Origin of the sequence: Sphingopyxis soli (assembly GCF_018682675.1) — a bacterium.
Classification (GTDB): Bacteria; Pseudomonadota; Alphaproteobacteria; order Sphingomonadales; family Sphingomonadaceae; genus Sphingopyxis; species Sphingopyxis soli.
The window spans coordinates 1-15308 of the sequence record NZ_JAFMTR010000113.1 but is presented as its reverse complement, the minus strand read 5'-3'; the positions used below and the strand labels follow the sequence as shown (position 1 = coordinate 15308).

At 64.6% G+C, this 15308-nt stretch carries 12 protein-coding genes and 1 pseudogene; 12 read left to right on the top strand and 1 reads right to left on the bottom strand.

Annotated elements, in window-relative coordinates; translation table 11 throughout:
* Nucleotides 1–36 precede the first annotated feature (36 nt).
* The 3 genes from pgi to J1N50_RS16810 all read left to right on the top strand — a co-directional run bounded on the left by pgi (nt 37) and on the right by J1N50_RS16810 (nt 4107).
* The gene (pgi, locus tag J1N50_RS16820) at nt 37–1542 is read left to right on the top strand and encodes a glucose-6-phosphate isomerase (RefSeq protein ID WP_215355867.1); all 1506 of its coding nucleotides are present in this window, start codon (nt 37–39) and stop codon (nt 1540–1542) included.
* 106 nt (nt 1543–1648) lie between these two features.
* Complete coding sequence (gor, locus tag J1N50_RS16815; protein ID WP_215355865.1) at nt 1649–2995, top strand: glutathione-disulfide reductase; 1347 nt, start codon at nt 1649–1651, stop codon at nt 2993–2995.
* Between the two features lie 95 nt (nt 2996–3090).
* Complete coding sequence (locus J1N50_RS16810) at nt 3091–4107, top strand: NAD-dependent epimerase/dehydratase family protein (RefSeq protein ID WP_215355863.1); 1017 nt, start codon at nt 3091–3093, stop codon at nt 4105–4107.
* Here J1N50_RS16810 and J1N50_RS16805 read toward each other — a convergent pair.
* Nucleotides 4104–5513 (bottom strand): helix-turn-helix domain-containing protein, encoded by a 1410-nt coding sequence (locus J1N50_RS16805; RefSeq protein ID WP_215355861.1) that lies wholly within the window; start codon nt 5511–5513, stop codon nt 4104–4106. The genes J1N50_RS16810 and J1N50_RS16805 overlap by 4 nt on opposite strands.
* Before the next feature lie 212 nt (nt 5514–5725).
* On the opposite strand from J1N50_RS16805, the gene J1N50_RS16800 reads away from it, so the two are divergent.
* The 9 genes and pseudogenes from J1N50_RS16800 to J1N50_RS16760 all read left to right on the top strand — a co-directional run bounded on the left by J1N50_RS16800 (nt 5726) and on the right by J1N50_RS16760 (nt 15243).
* The gene (locus tag J1N50_RS16800) at nt 5726–7258 is read left to right on the top strand and encodes an acyl-CoA carboxylase subunit beta (RefSeq protein WP_215355859.1); all 1533 of its coding nucleotides are present in this window, start codon (nt 5726–5728) and stop codon (nt 7256–7258) included.
* Between the two features lie 296 nt (nt 7259–7554).
* On the top strand, nt 7555–7995 hold the full coding sequence (mce, locus tag J1N50_RS16795; RefSeq protein ID WP_215355857.1) for a methylmalonyl-CoA epimerase: 441 nt from the start codon (nt 7555–7557) through the stop codon (nt 7993–7995).
* A gap of 198 nt (nt 7996–8193) precedes the next feature.
* Nucleotides 8194–10341: a methylmalonyl-CoA mutase gene (scpA, locus tag J1N50_RS16790; RefSeq protein ID WP_215355855.1), complete on the top strand. Its 2148-nt coding sequence runs from the start codon at nt 8194–8196 to the stop codon at nt 10339–10341.
* A 162-nt stretch (nt 10342–10503) separates the two neighbouring features.
* Nucleotides 10504–11520, top strand: a complete 1017-nt coding sequence (gene bioB, locus J1N50_RS16785) for a biotin synthase BioB (RefSeq protein WP_215355852.1) — start codon at nt 10504–10506, stop codon at nt 11518–11520.
* On the top strand, nt 11517–11726 hold the full coding sequence (locus J1N50_RS16780) for a hypothetical protein (protein ID WP_215355850.1): 210 nt from the start codon (nt 11517–11519) through the stop codon (nt 11724–11726). Before bioB ends, J1N50_RS16780 begins: the two co-directional genes overlap by 4 nt.
* Nucleotides 11726–13733, top strand: a pseudogene (locus tag J1N50_RS16775) (ATP-binding protein). The gene J1N50_RS16780 and the pseudogene J1N50_RS16775 overlap by 1 nt, the downstream one beginning before the upstream one ends.
* A 105-nt stretch (nt 13734–13838) precedes the next feature.
* Nucleotides 13839–14210, top strand: a complete 372-nt coding sequence (locus J1N50_RS16770; protein WP_215355848.1) for a tRNA-binding protein — start codon at nt 13839–13841, stop codon at nt 14208–14210.
* A 58-nt stretch (nt 14211–14268) separates the two neighbouring features.
* Complete coding sequence (locus J1N50_RS16765) at nt 14269–14760, top strand: hypothetical protein (protein WP_215355846.1); 492 nt, start codon at nt 14269–14271, stop codon at nt 14758–14760.
* Nucleotides 14761–14835: 75 nt separating this feature from the next.
* A complete protein-coding gene (locus J1N50_RS16760; protein WP_215355844.1) occupies nt 14836–15243 on the top strand; it encodes an MAPEG family protein in 408 nt (135 codons plus the stop codon).
* Nucleotides 15244–15308: the final 65 nt, after the last annotated feature.

The following is a 15308-nucleotide window of genomic DNA, read 5'->3' as shown; positions in this document are numbered from 1 at the left end:
CGTAGAGGCGAGGCCCGAAATCGAAGGAGCTGCGACATGACGACCGCCGATCAGGCCTGGCAGGCGCTTGCCGACTGGCAGCCGCAAAAGCTGACCGACCTCGTGGGGGCCGATCCCGAGGCGCGGTTGCAGGCGCTGGTTCGCACGGTCGCCGATATCCGCTTCGACTTCGCCAAGACCCATCTCGACGATGCGGCGATCGGCATTCTGGGCGGTCTCGCCGCCGCGCAGGACTTTGCCGGGCGCCGCAAGACGCTGTTTTCGGGCGGCATCGCCAATCCCACCGAAAATCGTGCGGCCGAGCATAGCGCCGAACGCGGCGAGGGGAGCCCCGAGTCCGTCCATGTCGCACAGGCGCTGCATCAGCGGATGCGGATGATGGTCGATGCCATCGAGGCAGGCGCGTTCGGAGAAATCCGGCACCTGCTCCACATCGGCATCGGCGGTTCGGCGCTTGGCCCCGACCTGCTCGTTGACGCATTGGGACGGCATAGCGAGCGTTATGATGTCGCGGTCGTGTCAAACGTCGATGGCGCCGCGCTGGCCGAGGCCTTCGCGACATTCGATCCGGCCTACACGCTCGTCGCGGTCGCTTCAAAGACCTTCACGACGACCGAAACGCTGCTCAACGCGTCCTCGGCATTGCAATGGCTGGAGGAAGGCGGCGTCGACGACCCGCTCGGCCGCTTCATCGCGCTGACGGCCATGCCCGAACGCGCGATGGAATGGGGGATCGATGAAACGCGCATCCTGCCGTTCAGCGAGACGGTCGGCGGGCGTTATTCGCTGTGGTCGTCGATCGGCTTTCCCGCCGCACTGGCGCTCGGCTGGGATGCGTTCGCCGACCTGCTCGAAGGCGCGGCCGAAATGGACCGGCATTTCCGGCTGGCGGAGGGCGCGGACAATATCTGCCTGCTCGCGGCGTTCGCCGACCAGATCTATGCCAACCGCCTCGGCTGCCAGACGCGTGCGGTATTCGCTTATGACGAGCGCTTGCGGCTGCTTCCCGACTATCTTCAACAGCTTGAAATGGAATCGAACGGCAAGTCGGTAACCCTTGAGGGCAAGCCGCTCGCGCGGCAAAGTGCGCCGATCACCTGGGGCGGCGTCGGCACCGATGCGCAGCACGCGGTGTTCCAGCTGCTCCATCAGGGCACGCACCTCACCCCGGTCGAGTTCGTTGTCGCCCGCGAGCCCGATCATCTGCTCGACGACGCGCATCACGAAACGCTCGTCGCGAATTGCATCGCGCAGGGCGCGGCGCTGATGGCGGGCCGCGAGAGCGCGGACGGCGCGCGCGCCTATCCCGGTAACCGCCCGTCGACGACGATTCTGCTCGATCAGGTGACCCCGCGCAGTCTGGGCGCGCTGATCGCGTTTTACGAGCACCGTGTTTTCGCCAACGCCGTCCTGCTCGGCATCAACCCGTTCGACCAGTTCGGGGTCGAGCTGGGCAAGGAGATGGCGAAGGGGCTCGCCGAGGGCACGATCGAATTCGATCCCGCGACGCAGGCGCTGATGCAGGCGGCGCTCGGCGCCTGAGGCCTCGTCGCTGTCTCTGACCGCAAAATTCGATTGGCAAGCCGCCGGCGCGTAACCACATTGATGCTGGCGGCGAATGTCTGCCTGACCACTTCAGGGGTAATTCATGAGCGACTTCGACTATGATCTCTTCGTCATCGGCGCCGGTTCGGGCGGCGTGCGCGCGTCGCGCGTCGCGGCCTCGCACGGCGCGCGCGTTGCGGTGGCGGAGGAGTATCGGGTCGGCGGAACCTGCGTGATCCGCGGATGCGTGCCCAAGAAGCTGCTCGTCTATGGCGCGCATTTCGCCGAGGATATCCACGACGCGCGCAAGTTCGGCTGGGACGTTCCCGAATGCCGTTTCGACTGGAATGTGCTGCGCGACAATGTGCTGGCCGAGGTCGACAGGCTCGAAGGCCTTTATGGCCAGACGCTCGACAACCACCATGTCACGGTCTTCAAGACGCGGGCGACCATCGTCGGGCCGCAGAAGGTTCGCCTCGCCGACGGGACCGAGCTCACTGCCGAGCGCATCCTGATCGCGACCGGCGGCTGGCCGCACGTTCCCGAGTTTCCGGGCAGCGAGCATGCGATCACGTCGAACGAGGTCTTTCATCTCGAGACGCTGCCGAAGCGGATCATGATCGCGGGCGGCGGCTATATCGCGAACGAATTCGCGGGCATCTTCAACGAATTCGGCAGCCAGGTGACGATCGTCAATCGCGGCGACACGATCCTGCGCGGCTATGACGAGCAGATCCGCGACCGTCTGCTGCAAATCTCGATGACCAAGGGCATACATTTCAAGTTCAATGTCCCTTTCCGGTCGATCGAGAAGAATGACGATGGCACGCTGACCGTCCATCTGGAAAATTGCGATCCCTTCATTGTCGACGCGGTGCTGATGGCGACCGGTCGCGTGCCGAACACCAAAGGCATCGGGCTGGAAGAGGTCGGCGTCGAGCTCGACGATCAAGGCGCGATCAAGGTCGATGAGACCAACCAGTCGTCGGTGCCGAGCATCTATGCCGTCGGCGACGTTACCAACCGCATCCAGCTGACCCCGGTCGCCATCCGTGAAGGGCAGGCGTTTGCGGATAGCGTCTTCGGCGGGAAGCCGACCGTCGTCGACTATCAGAACGTTCCGAGTGCGGTGTTCAGCCATCCGCCGATCGGCGCGGTCGGGATGACCGAAGCCGAGGCGCGCAACAAGCTCGGCACGGTGCGCATCTACACCAGCGATTTCCGCGCGATGAAGAATGTCCTCGCGGGCCGCAACGAGCGGGCGCTCTACAAGATGGTTGTGAACGCGGCGACCGATCAGGTCGTCGGGCTGCACATGATCGGCCCCGACGCGCCGGAGATTTTGCAGGCTGCCGCCATCGCGGTGAAGGCCGGGCTGACCAAGGCCGATTTCGACGCGACGGTTGCGTTGCACCCGAGCATGGCCGAGGAACTGGTGCTGCTGAAATAGCGCGCCCCTTCGCCGGGGTGACGGCGAAACGGAAAAGGTTCCTAATCGCAACCGACATGCTATCCTCCCGCCCATAACAGGCATTGGAGGGGCGCATGGCGGGCAATGTTCTGGTCACCGGCGGCAGCGGCTATATCGCGGGCTTTCTGATCCGTCAGCTGATTGCGAATGGCTGGACCGTGAACACGACGGTGCGCAGCCTGAAACGCGAGGACGAGGTTCGCGGCTGGCTGCAGGTCGATAACAGCAAGCTGCGCTTCTTCGCCGCCGACCTGGAAAATGACGCCGGTTGGGCCGAGGCGATGGCGGGATGCAGCCATGTCGCGCATGTCGCTTCGCCCTTTCCGCTCGACGTTCCCAGACATGCCGACGATCTGGTCATTCCGGCGCGTGAAGGTGCGCTGCGCGCGCTGTGCTTCGCCAAGCGGGCAGGGGTCGGGCGGTTCGTCCTGACCTCGTCGATGGCGGCGATCGCCTATGGCCATAGCCACGGCCGCCAACTCTACAACGAGTCGGACTGGACCAACCTCGCCAACCCCGGTGTCATGCCCTATCCGCGCTCGAAGACCGTCGCCGAACGTGCGGCCCGCGACTGGGTTGCGGCAGAGGGCGGCGCCATGGAATTCGCCTCGGTCAACCCGGCGGCGGTGTTTGGCCCTTTGCTGTCGGACGACTTGTCGACCTCGATCGAACTGGTGAAGCAATTGCTCGAGGGCAAGGTGCCGATGTGCCCCGACATCGGCTTCGGTATCATCGACGTGCGCGATGTCGCCGACCTCCACTATCGCACGCTGACCGCGCCGGGCATCCGCGACGAGCGCTACGTCTGCTCGGGACCGTTCCTCAAGATGATCGACGTCGCGGACATCCTGACCGCGAACCTCGGCGACAAGGCGAAGAAGGTGCCGACGCGGAGAATGCCCGACTGGCTGCTCAAGCTGTTCGCGCTATTCCGGCCCGAGCTCAAGCAACTCGTCGCCGAACTCGGTAACGTCCGCGGCGGCGACAGCAATCACGCGATGACCGCACTTGGCTGGACGATGCGGACGCCCGAGGATGCGATCCTCGCAACGGCGAACAGCCTGATCGAGCGGGGGATCGTGAAGCCCTAACCGATCCGGTACGGCACCACGTCGCGCCGGTCGGGGTCGACCAGGATCGGACGGTCGCTTGGCGGGAAGGCCCGCTGGTCGCAGTCGTCGCGCGGGCAGATACGGCACGAGAGGCCGATCCGCGTCGCCGCCTGCGGTGCGGCGACATCGACCCCGTCGGCATAAACGAAGTCGGCGGCATATTGCGCCTCGCACCCCAGCGCGACGGCGTAGCGACGCGGGCTCCGCGCATAGCTGCCCGACGGCTTCACCAGCCCCTTCGCCATCGACACATAGCGCAGGCCATCGGGGGTTTCGGCGAGCTGGAACAATATGCGGTCGGGGATCGCAGCGGCCTCATGGACGATCCAAAGCGGGCAGGCGCCGCCGAAGCGGGCGAATTGCAACCGCGTCGCGCTGTGCCGTTTGGTGATGTTACCGGCCATGTCGACGCGGCAGAAGAACATGGGGATGCCGCGCGCACCGGGACGCTGGAGCGTCGAGAGCCGGTGACACGCCTGTTCGAAGCTGACGCCATATTCGAGGCGCAGCCGGTCGATGTCGTGCCGCACCGCGCGGGCGCTGGCGCGAAACGGGGCGTAGGGCATGAGGACAGCGCCCGCGGCATAGTTGGCGAGGCCGACGTGCAAAAGCTGTCGCGCCGCCGGCGTGCGGAGCGGCGAGGCTTCGACAACGGCGACGATTTCGTTCGCGAGCGCGAGTGCCGCAAGCTGATGCGCCAGTTGAAACCGGCGCGTCTCTGCCGGCTGCGAAGGATCGATTACCAGATGTCGCATCGTCGCGTCGAAATCGCGCAAGGCCTGACTTTGCCGATAGACTATCGAAATACCCAGCGCGTCGCGAAGGCGTCGTTCGATCGTTTCGATCGCCGGTGAAGGATCGCGTCCGCGAAGCTGCATAGCCAGCGTCTCCGCCGCGCGGTCGATGCTGTCCACATAATTGCCCGCGTCGTGAAACCAGTCGCGCACTTCTTCCCATGGCAGGCGGCTCCCTTCTGCAGTGCCGCCGGTCAGCGCCTCGTCGATAATCTGCAGCCGCTGCCCTGCGCGGCGATAGGCCGCGTGCAATATGACGAACTGGTCGGCGAGCTGCGGCTGCTGGAGCGCTGCGCGTTCGAGCTGCTCGGGGGGCAACGGCGATGCGGCAAAGAGCGGATCGGCCGCGGCTTCGCGAAGCGCGCCCGCCCGGCGATCGCCCGCCTCGGCGGCGACTTCTTCCCATTCGAGCGGGAAAAGCTTCTGCAGCCGGTCGAGCAGCGCGGGGGTCAGCGGGCGGTCATCATGCTCGATCTGGCTGAGGTACGACGCCGAGATGCCCAGCTGCGCCGCGAAGTCGGACTGCCGGATTGCACGCGCCTCGCGCAGGCTGCGGAGCTGGTTTCCGGCGTAAAGGCGGGTTGGGGTCATCGCCAAGCTTCTCCATCCCCATTCGCATCGAGCGAAGTCGAGATGCCCGTTGGCGCGGCGCGATCCTGCAGCGTATCTCGACTTCGCTCGGCACGAGCGGCTAAAGGGGCGGATACTTTGCAAACTTACACTTTGCAACTTTGCAAATTCGCATTTGCAAGACGCGGTCATTGGCGGCAGACGGCACATTCCCATTCTGACGGAGAAGCTGAGTGTCCGCCAATATCGCCGAAATGGAACGTCGCCGCGCCGCCGCCGCCCTCGGGGGCGGGCAAAAGCGCATCGACGCGCAGCACAGCAAAGGCAAGCTGACCGCGCGCGAGCGGCTCGACGTGCTGCTCGACGAAGGCTCGTTCGAGGAACTCGACACCTATGTCGAGCATGACTGCGTCGACTTCGGGATGCAGGACCAGAAGATTCCGGGCGACGGCGTCGTGACCGGGTCGGGCACGATCAACGGCCGCTTGGTCTATGTGTTCAGCCAGGATTTCACCGTCTTCGGCGGGTCGCTGTCGAAGCGTCATGCCGAGAAAATCTGCAAGGTGATGGACAAGGCGATGCTCGTCGGCGCGCCGGTGATCGGCCTCAACGACAGCGGCGGCGCGCGCATCCAGGAGGGCGTCGCGTCGCTCGGCGGCTATGCCGATGTGTTTCAGAAAAATGTCCTGGCGTCGGGGGTGGTGCCGCAGATCAGCCTGATCATGGGGCCGTGCGCGGGCGGGGCGGTTTACAGCCCGGCGATGACCGACTTCATCTTCATGGTGAAGGATAGCAGCTATATGTTCGTCACCGGCCCCGATGTGGTCAAGACGGTGACCAACGAGGTGGTGACGCAGGAGGAACTCGGCGGCGCGATCACGCACACGACGAAAAGCTCGGTCGCCGACATTGCATTCGAGAATGACATCGAGGCGCTGCTGGCGACGCGCGATTTCTTCGATTATCTGCCGGAAAACAACCGCAGCGGGGTGCCGGTGCGCCCGACGAGCGATCCGTTCGACCGCGCCGAACCGAGCCTCGACACGCTGATCCCGCCGAACGCCAACCAGCCGTACGACATGCACGAGCTGATCCGCAAAACGGTCGACGAAGGCGATTTCTTCGAGGTTCAGCCGGCGCACGCCGCGAACATCATCTGCGGCTTCGGGCGCATCGAGGGACGCACGATCGGCATCGTCGCGAACCAGCCGGTGGTGCTGGCGGGCGTGCTCGACATCAATTCATCGAAGAAGGCGGCGCGCTTCGTGCGCTTCTGCGACGCGTTCGAAATCCCGATCATCACCTTCGTCGACGTTCCCGGCTTCCTGCCCGGCACCGCGCAGGAATATAATGGCATCATCAAACATGGCGCGAAGCTGCTTTTCGCCTATGCCGAGGCGACGGTGCCCAAGATCACGGTGATCACGCGCAAGGCCTATGGCGGCGCCTATGACGTGATGGCGTCGAAGCATCTGCGCGGCGATTTGAACTACGCCTGGCCGACTGCCGAGATCGCGGTGATGGGCGCGAAGGGCGCGGTCGAGATCATCTTCCGCAGCGACATCGGCGACCCCGAAAAGATCGCCGAGCGCACCAAGGAATATGAGGACCGTTTCGCGAACCCCTTCGTCGCGGCGCAGCGGGGGTATATCGACGAGGTGATCTATCCGCACTCGACGCGGCGGCGGATTGCGCTGGGGCTACGGAAGCTCAGGAACAAGAGCCTCGAGAACCCGTGGAAGAAGCATGATAATATTCCGCTGTAGGTGGTGAACTTCATGCCTATTTATTCGGTACATAACACCTCGCATCGTTCCCTGACTGTTGTGGCTCGGAACAGCGAAGCGGCTTTGTCGTGGGCTTGGACCGTCGGCCATATTCGGCACACCGATAATGGCCTAACGAGTGAGGGCCGCAGCGTCCATGAAGTTAAGTCGTCGTCCGGTTACGGACCGCTGAGTGATCATTGGCAAACGATTCAACGCGCGGCGTCTCAAGGATACGAAGGCGTTGTCGAATTGGTTGAGGGGCGGATTTCGGTAGGAAACAAGGTAGTATCTCTATGAAACTAGGCCGCCTCAACCATATCGGCGTTGCGACGCCGTCGATTGCCGACAGCATCGTCTTTTACCGCGACGTCATGGGCGCGACGAAAATTCATGATCCGTTCGACCTGCCTGAGCAGGGGGTGAAGGTATGCTTTGTCGATACGCCGGGCGCGGGCGGGGCGATGGATGGCACGCAGATCGAGCTGATCGAGCCGTTGCCGGGCAATGCGTCGATCGCGGCGTTTCTGGAGAAGAACCCGGCGGGGGGGCAGCATCATGTCTGTTACGAGGTGCCTGACATTCATGTCGCCAAGGCGGCGTTCGAAGCGCTGGGCAAGCGGGTGCTGGGCGAGCCGCGGATCGGGGCGCATGGGACGCTGATTTTTTTCCTTCACCCCAAGGATATGGGCGGGGTGCTGACCGAGATTATGGAGACGCCGAAGGGCGATCACTGATTGCCTTCTCCCCTTGTGGGAGAAGGATACGAAGGCTTGCCGCTTGGCGGCTAGCCGCAGTTGGATGAGGGGTTGCGAGCGAAGCTCGCGCGGTCCTTGGACCGCAACCCCTCACCCAGCTTCAACTAGGCAGCAAGCTGCCAAGTTTTCGCAACCCTCTCCCACAAGGGGAGAGGGGAATGAGGTTGAGATACGCATATGACCGAGAAGCCGACCATTGCCGACTGGCAGGCCGCCGCCGCCAAGGAAGTGAAGGGCAAAGACCTCACTTGGCACACGCCCGAAGGCATCGACGTCAAGCCGCTCTACACCGCGGAGGACGTGCGCGAAGACCCCGGCTTGCCCGGCTTCGCGCCGTTCACGCGCGGCGTGCGCGCGTCGATGTATGCGGGGCGGCCGTGGACGATCCGGCAATATGCGGGCTTTTCGACCGCCGAGGAATCGAACGCCTTCTATCGCCGCAACCTCGCCGCGGGGCAGAAGGGGCTGTCGGTCGCCTTCGACCTCGCGACCCACCGCGGCTATGACAGCGACCATCCGCGCGTCGTCGGCGACGTCGGCAAGGCGGGCGTCGCGATCGACAGCGTCGAGGATATGAAGATCCTGTTCGACGGCATTCCGCTCGACCAGATGTCGGTCAGCATGACGATGAACGGCGCGGTGATCCCGATCCTCGCCTTCTTCATCGTCGCGGGCGAGGAGCAGGGAGTCGATCGCAAATTGCTCGACGGAACGATCCAGAACGACATCCTCAAGGAGTTCATGGTCCGCAACACCTATATCTACCCGCCCGAGCCGAGCATGCGGATCATCTCGGATATCTTCGGCTACACGTCGCGTGAGATGCCGAAGTTCAACAGCATCTCGATCAGCGGCTATCATATGCAGGAAGCCGGCGCGACGCAGGTGCAGGAGCTGGCCTTCACCATCGCCGACGGCGCCGAATATGTGCGCTATGGCGTTGCATCGGGGCTCGACATCGACAAGTTCGCCGGGCGCCTGTCCTTCTTTTTCGCGATCGGCATGAACTTCTTCATGGAGATCGCGAAGCTGCGCGCGGCGCGCGTGCTGTGGCACCGCGTGATGACCAACCTCGGCGCCAAGGACGAGCGCAGCAAGATGCTGCGCACCCACTGCCAGACCAGCGGCGTCTCGCTGACCGAGCAGGACCCCTACAACAACGTCATGCGCACGACGATCGAGGCGATGGCGGCGATGCTCGGCGGGACGCAGAGCCTCCATACCAACGCGCTCGACGAAGCGATCGCGCTGCCGACCGATTTCTCCGCCCGCATCGCGCGCAACACCCAGATCGTCATCCAGGAAGAGACGGGGATGACCAAGGTCGTCGACCCGCTCGGCGGCTCCTATTATGTCGAGGCGCTGACGCAGGAACTGGTCGACAAGGCGTGGGAGATCATCGAGCGCGTCGAGAAGGAAGGCGGCATGGCGAAAGCCGTCGCCGCCGGCTGGCCCAAGGCGATGATCGAGACCGCCGCGGCGGCGCGGCAGGCGCGCGTCGACCGCGGCGATGATGTGATCGTCGGGGTGAACAAATATCGCCTCGCCAACGAGGATTTGCTCGAAACGCTGGAGGTGGACAATACGAAGGTCCGCGAGGCGCAGATCGCGCGCATCAACAAAACCAAGGCCAGCCGCGACGAGGCGGCGTGCCAGGCGGCGCTGAAGGCGCTGCGCGATGCCGCGGCGGGCGAGCAGTCGATCGAGAACAATCTGCTCGCCCACGCCGTCGAGGCCGCCCGCGCCCGCGCGACGCTTGGCGAAATCTCGTCGGCGATGGAGGAAAGCTTCCAGCGCTATGCGACCCAGCCGACGCCGGTGAAGGGCGTCTATGCCGCGCCCTATGAGGGTGACAGCCGTTGGCAACAGGTGCTCGACGGCGTTGCGGCAGTCGAACGCCGCATGGGGCGCAAGCCGAAGCTGCTCGTCGCCAAGATGGGGCAGGACGGCCACGACCGCGGCGCGAACGTCATCGCCTCCGCGTTCGGCGACATGGGCTTCGACGTCGTGTCGGGGCCGCTGTTCCAGACGCCGGAAGAAACCGTCGTGCTCGCGCTCGACAGCGGAGTCGATGTCGTCGGCGCGTCGAGCCTCGCGGCGGGCCACAAGACGCTGATCCCCGAGCTCATCAACAAGCTCCGCGAAGCCGGGCGCAGCGACATCAAGGTGATCGCGGGCGGGGTGATCCCGCCGCAGGATTACGACTATCTGCGCGACGCGGGGGTGCAGGGCATCTATGGCCCCGGATCGAACGTCGTGGAGTGCGCGGCCGATGTGCTGCGCTTGTTGGGGCACAATATGCCGCCGATTGGAGAAGCTGCGTGAGATCCCGGCAATGTCATATTTTTATCGTCACCCTGAACTTGTTTCAGGGTTCATGGTCGGCCCTCTCGTTTGGCACAGCGCGGGATTAGAGAGCAGGCCATGGATGCTGAAACAGCGAGGCCATCGCCGCAGCCAGCATGACGAAGAATTGAAGGACCAGGAATGACCGATACCGACATCCGCACCGACTGGACCCGCGAGGAAATCGCCGACCTGTTCGACCTGCCGTTCGACGAGTTGATGTGGGAGGCGCAGGGCGTCCATCGTCGCCATCACGCGCGCGGCGAGGTCCAGCTTTGCACGCTGCTGTCGATCAAGACCGGCGGCTGTGTCGAGGATTGCGGCTATTGCTCGCAGAGCAAGTCCGCGGACAGCGGGCTGAAGGCCACCAAGCTGATGGATGTGCGCACGGTGCTGCAGGCCGCGGCGCAGGCGAAGGACGCGGGATCGAAACGCTTCTGCATGGGCGCCGCGTGGCGCAACCCCAAGGACCGCGACATGCCCGCGATCGTCGAGATGGTCGAAGGCGTGCGCGCGATGGGCATGGAAACCTGCATGACCTTGGGGATGCTGAGCAAGGAACAGGCGCAGACGCTGGCGGTCGCGGGGCTCGACTATTACAACCATAATATCGACACCAGCCCCGAGAATTACGCGAATATCATCTCGACGCGCACCTTCCAGGACCGCCTCGACACGCTGGAGGAGGTCCGCAATGCCGGGATCAACGTCTGTTCGGGCGGGATCGTCGGGCTCGGCGAGACGCGCGCCGACCGCGTCGGCTTCATCCACGCGCTCGCGACGCTCGAGCGCCATCCCGAAAGCGTGCCGGTCAACGCGCTGGTGCCGGTGAAGGGCACGGTGCTCGGCGACATGCTCGAGGGCACCCCGCTCGCAAAGATCGACGATATCGAATTCGTCCGCACGATCGCGGTCGCGCGCATCACCATGCCCAAATCGATGGTCCGCCTTTCGGCAGGGCGCGAGAGTATGTCGGAGGCGACGCAGGCGCTCTGTTTCATGGCGGGCGCGAACAGCATCTTCACCGGCGACAAGCTGCTGACGACGGCGAATGCGGGCGACAATGCCGACGCGGCGCTGTTCGCCAAGCTGGGGCTGCGCCCGATGGAGAGCGAAGAGCCGATGCGCCAAGGGATGCTGACGGAGGCGGCGGAGTGAAGTTGTTCGACGTCCTCGCAAATATTGTCGCGGGGTTCGTCATCTGGGTCATGCTGACGGGGTTCGTCTATTTTTTCGTGAGTTGGGGCAGCGACGAAGCGCCAGGCAAGGTTCCTTTCTGGCCATGGAAAGCTGCGATAATCGCCGTTTCGGTGCTGAGTTTCTCGCTCTACGCCAGACGTTATTGGAAGAAACTGGATCGCTGATGTTCAAGAAAATCCTGATCGCCAACCGCGGTGAAATCGCCTGCCGCGTCATCAAGACCGCGCGGCGCATGGGCATCGCCACGGTGGCCGTCTATTCGGACGCCGACGCGCGGGCGCCGTTCGTGCAGATGGCCGACGAGGCGGTGCATATCGGCCCGTCGCCCGCGTCCGAATCCTATCTGATCGCCGAAAAGATCATCGCCGCGTGCAAGGCGACCGGCGCCGAGGCGGTGCATCCGGGCTATGGCTTCCTGTCGGAGCGCACCAGCTTCGCCGAGGCGCTCGCCAAGGAAAATATCGCCTTCATCGGCCCCCCGGTGAACGCGATCGCGGCGATGGGCGACAAGATCGAATCGAAGAAGCTCGCCAAAGAAGCGGGCGTCAATGTCGTTCCCGGCTTCGTCGGCGAAATCCGCGACACCGAGCATGCGGTCGAGATTTCGAACGAGATCGGCTATCCGGTGATGATGAAAGCCAGCGCCGGCGGCGGCGGCAAGGGGATGCGCCTCGCCTATGACGAAAAGGACGTCCGCGAGGGGTTCGAGGCGACCAAGCGCGAGGGGCTGAACAGCTTTGGCGACGACCGCGTGTTCATCGAGAAATTCATCCTCAACCCGCGCCACATCGAGATCCAGATCCTCGGCGACCAGCACGGCAACATCCTCTACCTCAACGAACGCGAATGCTCGATCCAGCGCCGCCACCAGAAGGTGGTCGAGGAGGCGCCGTCGCCGTTCGTCACGCCCAAGATGCGCCAGGCGATGGGCGAGCAGTGCGTCGCGCTCGCCAAGGCCGTCGGCTATTACAGCGCGGGCACGGTCGAGCTGATCGTGTCGGGCGCCGACCCGACGGGTGAGAGCTTCTACTTCCTCGAAATGAACACGCGCCTGCAGGTCGAGCATCCGGTGACCGAGGCGATCACCGGCATCGACCTGGTCGAACAGATGATCCGAGTCGCGGCGGGCGAAAAGCTGAGCATGACGCAGGACGACATCAAGATCGACGGCTGGGCGATCGAGAACCGCGTTTATGCCGAGGATCCCTATCGCGGCTTCCTGCCCTCGACCGGGCGACTCGTGCGCTATCGCACCCCGGTTCCCGCATGGGAAGGCGACGAGCGCGGCGTCGATGGCGTGCGCGTCGATGCCGGGGTCGAGGAGGGCGGCGAGGTGTCGATCTTCTACGATCCGATGATCGCGAAACTGGTGACCTGGGGCGAAACGCGCGATGCGGCCGCCGATTTGCAGGTCGCGGCGCTCGACCGCTTCGAGATCGAGGGGCTCGGCCATAACATCGATTTCGTCTCGGCGATCATGCAGCACCCGCGCTTCCGCTCGGGCGAGCTGACGACGGGCTTTATCGCGGAAGAATATCCCGAGGGCTTCCACGGCGCGCCGACCGACGCGAAAATTACGCGCGCGCTGGCGGCGATCGCGGGCTTCATGGCGTCGGCCGAGGCCGACCGCGCGCGGCGCACCGAAGGCCAACTCGGCGACCGGCTCGACCCGCCCGCCAAATGGCAAGTTGTGATCGACGGCGAGACGCACAAGGTCAAGGTCGGCCACAAGCATATCAAGGTCGACGGCGACAAGATCGACATCGCGCTCGAATATACGCCGGGGGACCGGCTGGTCGTCGCCGAGATCGACGACAGCGAACTGGCGGTAAAGGTCGCCAAAACGCGCACTGGCTGGCGCATGACGACGCGCGGCCACATCCATGACGTCCGCGTGCTGCCTTGGCATGTCGCGCCGCTCGCCGGTCACATGATCGAGAAGATCCCCCCCCGACCTGTCGAAATTCCTGATCTGCCCCATGCCGGGCCTGCTCGTCGCGCTGCATGTCGGCGCAGGCGACAAGGTCGAGGCGGGCCAGCCGCTCGCGACGGTCGAGGCGATGAAGATGGAGAATATCCTGCGCGCGGAGAAGTCGGGGACGGTGAAGAGCGTCAATGCGACGCAGGGCGACAGCCTCGCGGTCGACGCGGTAATCTTGGAAATGGAATAAGCAATATCCGTCCGTGCCGAGCTTGTCGAAGCACCGTTCTTCCTTCTACGGTATCCGCGAGAAGAACGGCCCTTCGACAAGCTCGGGGCGAACGGGGTTTTGTGGATGCACCTCAGTCACGACAACGACGCCCCCGCCGCCGACCCGATCACTTTCGACGATTTCCTGAAGGTCGACATCCGCATCGGCACGATCGTCGAGGCCGAACCCTTTCCCGAGGCGCGCAAGCCCGCATTCAAGCTGAAGATCGACTTCGGCCCCGCGATCGGCATGAAGAAGAGCAGCGCGCAGATCGTCGCGCGCTATGCCATTGGCGAGCTGCCGGGACGCCAGGTTGCGGCGGTCGTCAACTTCCCGCCGCGCCAGATCGGCCCGTTCATGTCCGAGGTGCTCACCTTGGGCTTTGCCGACGAGGAGGGGGCGGTGATCCTCTTCGCGCCCGACCGCGCGGTGCCCAACGGATCGCGGCTCTTCTGACCTGTCACCTTCGCGCGCGTAACGACGAATAGTCCTGCGACATCCGCAGGAGCCCCGCATGACAAAGACCCTGATCCGCACCGCCGCGGTCGCCGCGCTGCTGGCTGCGGCCTCGACGCCCGCCCTGGCGTCGAACGCCGACTATGTCGCGCCCTACCGCTTGCTCCAGCAGGCGAACCGCACGCTCGACCCGGCGCTCGCGACCTCGGCCTATGCGACCGAAGGCGTGCTGGTCTTCGACATCCCCGGCGCGCCGGCCGAGAGTTTTCGCGGCCACGACGCGATCCGCGCCGCCTATGTCCGCAGCTTTCGCCAGGTCGACCCCGGGACGCCGATCGCGCTTGAATTCCGTTTCGAGGGCCCCGTGCGCCCGGCGCCGCACAAGGGCGCCTATCGCCTTACCGCCAAGATCGGCGGGCGAGAGATCGTCGCTTATGGTCGCTTCACCGCCTCGCTCGTCTGGGACCGGAACGCGTGGCGCTTTGCAGAGGACCGCGGCACCGCGGCGAGCGCCGCCGACTACGAAGCGCTCCCGCCCGCCGATCTTTGACCGCCTGCGCTTTGCCGCTGGCAATCGGCGCCCGACCGACTAGGCTGTTGCGGTTCCACGGGAAGGGAGACGATCATGCCATTGCCGGTAACCGCCTTTGTCGCCGCCGTCTGCGCGTTGCTGCTGCTCGTCACGGCGATCGATACCGTGCGCCAGCGGTTGAGGCTCAAGGCCGCGTTCGGCGACCATGGCGATCCGAAGCTGATCAGCGCCAGCCGTGCGCACGGCAATCTCGCCGAATATGCGCCGATCACGATCATCCTGCTCGGCCTGCTCGAAACGGTGCGCGCCAATCATCTGGCGCTGATGGCCCTCGGCGCGATCTTCCTGATCGGCCGCGTCGCGCATGTGATCGGGCTCTACACGCCGTCGGAGCCCGGCAAGGCGCCGCTGGGGCGGCAGGTCGGCGTCGTCGCGACCTTCGGCACGCTGGCGGCGCTCAGCCTGTGGACGCTGTGGATGCTCGCGATGCTCAATTTATAGGGCGGCTTCGGGGTGGGGAGCGGCCCTTCAAATCCTCCCCGCTTGCGGGGAGGTGGCAGCCGCGT

Coding starts and splice junctions, on each gene's coding strand:
- bioB (WP_215355852.1), top strand. CDS start 10,504: ATGACCGATACCGACATCCGCACCGACTGGACCCGCGAGGAAATCGCC.
- J1N50_RS16760 (WP_215355844.1), top strand. CDS start 14,836: ATGCCATTGCCGGTAACCGCCTTTGTCGCCGCCGTCTGCGCGTTGCTG.
- J1N50_RS16765 (WP_215355846.1), top strand. CDS start 14,269: ATGACAAAGACCCTGATCCGCACCGCCGCGGTCGCCGCGCTGCTGGCT.
- pgi (WP_215355867.1), top strand. CDS start 37: ATGACGACCGCCGATCAGGCCTGGCAGGCGCTTGCCGACTGGCAGCCG.
- J1N50_RS16810 (WP_215355863.1), top strand. CDS start 3,091: ATGGCGGGCAATGTTCTGGTCACCGGCGGCAGCGGCTATATCGCGGGC.
- scpA (WP_215355855.1), top strand. CDS start 8,194: ATGACCGAGAAGCCGACCATTGCCGACTGGCAGGCCGCCGCCGCCAAG.
- J1N50_RS16770 (WP_215355848.1), top strand. CDS start 13,839: ATGCACCTCAGTCACGACAACGACGCCCCCGCCGCCGACCCGATCACT.
- gor (WP_215355865.1), top strand. CDS start 1,649: ATGAGCGACTTCGACTATGATCTCTTCGTCATCGGCGCCGGTTCGGGC.
- mce (WP_215355857.1), top strand. CDS start 7,555: ATGAAACTAGGCCGCCTCAACCATATCGGCGTTGCGACGCCGTCGATT.
- J1N50_RS16805 (WP_215355861.1), bottom strand. CDS start 5,513: ATGACCCCAACCCGCCTTTACGCCGGAAACCAGCTCCGCAGCCTGCGC.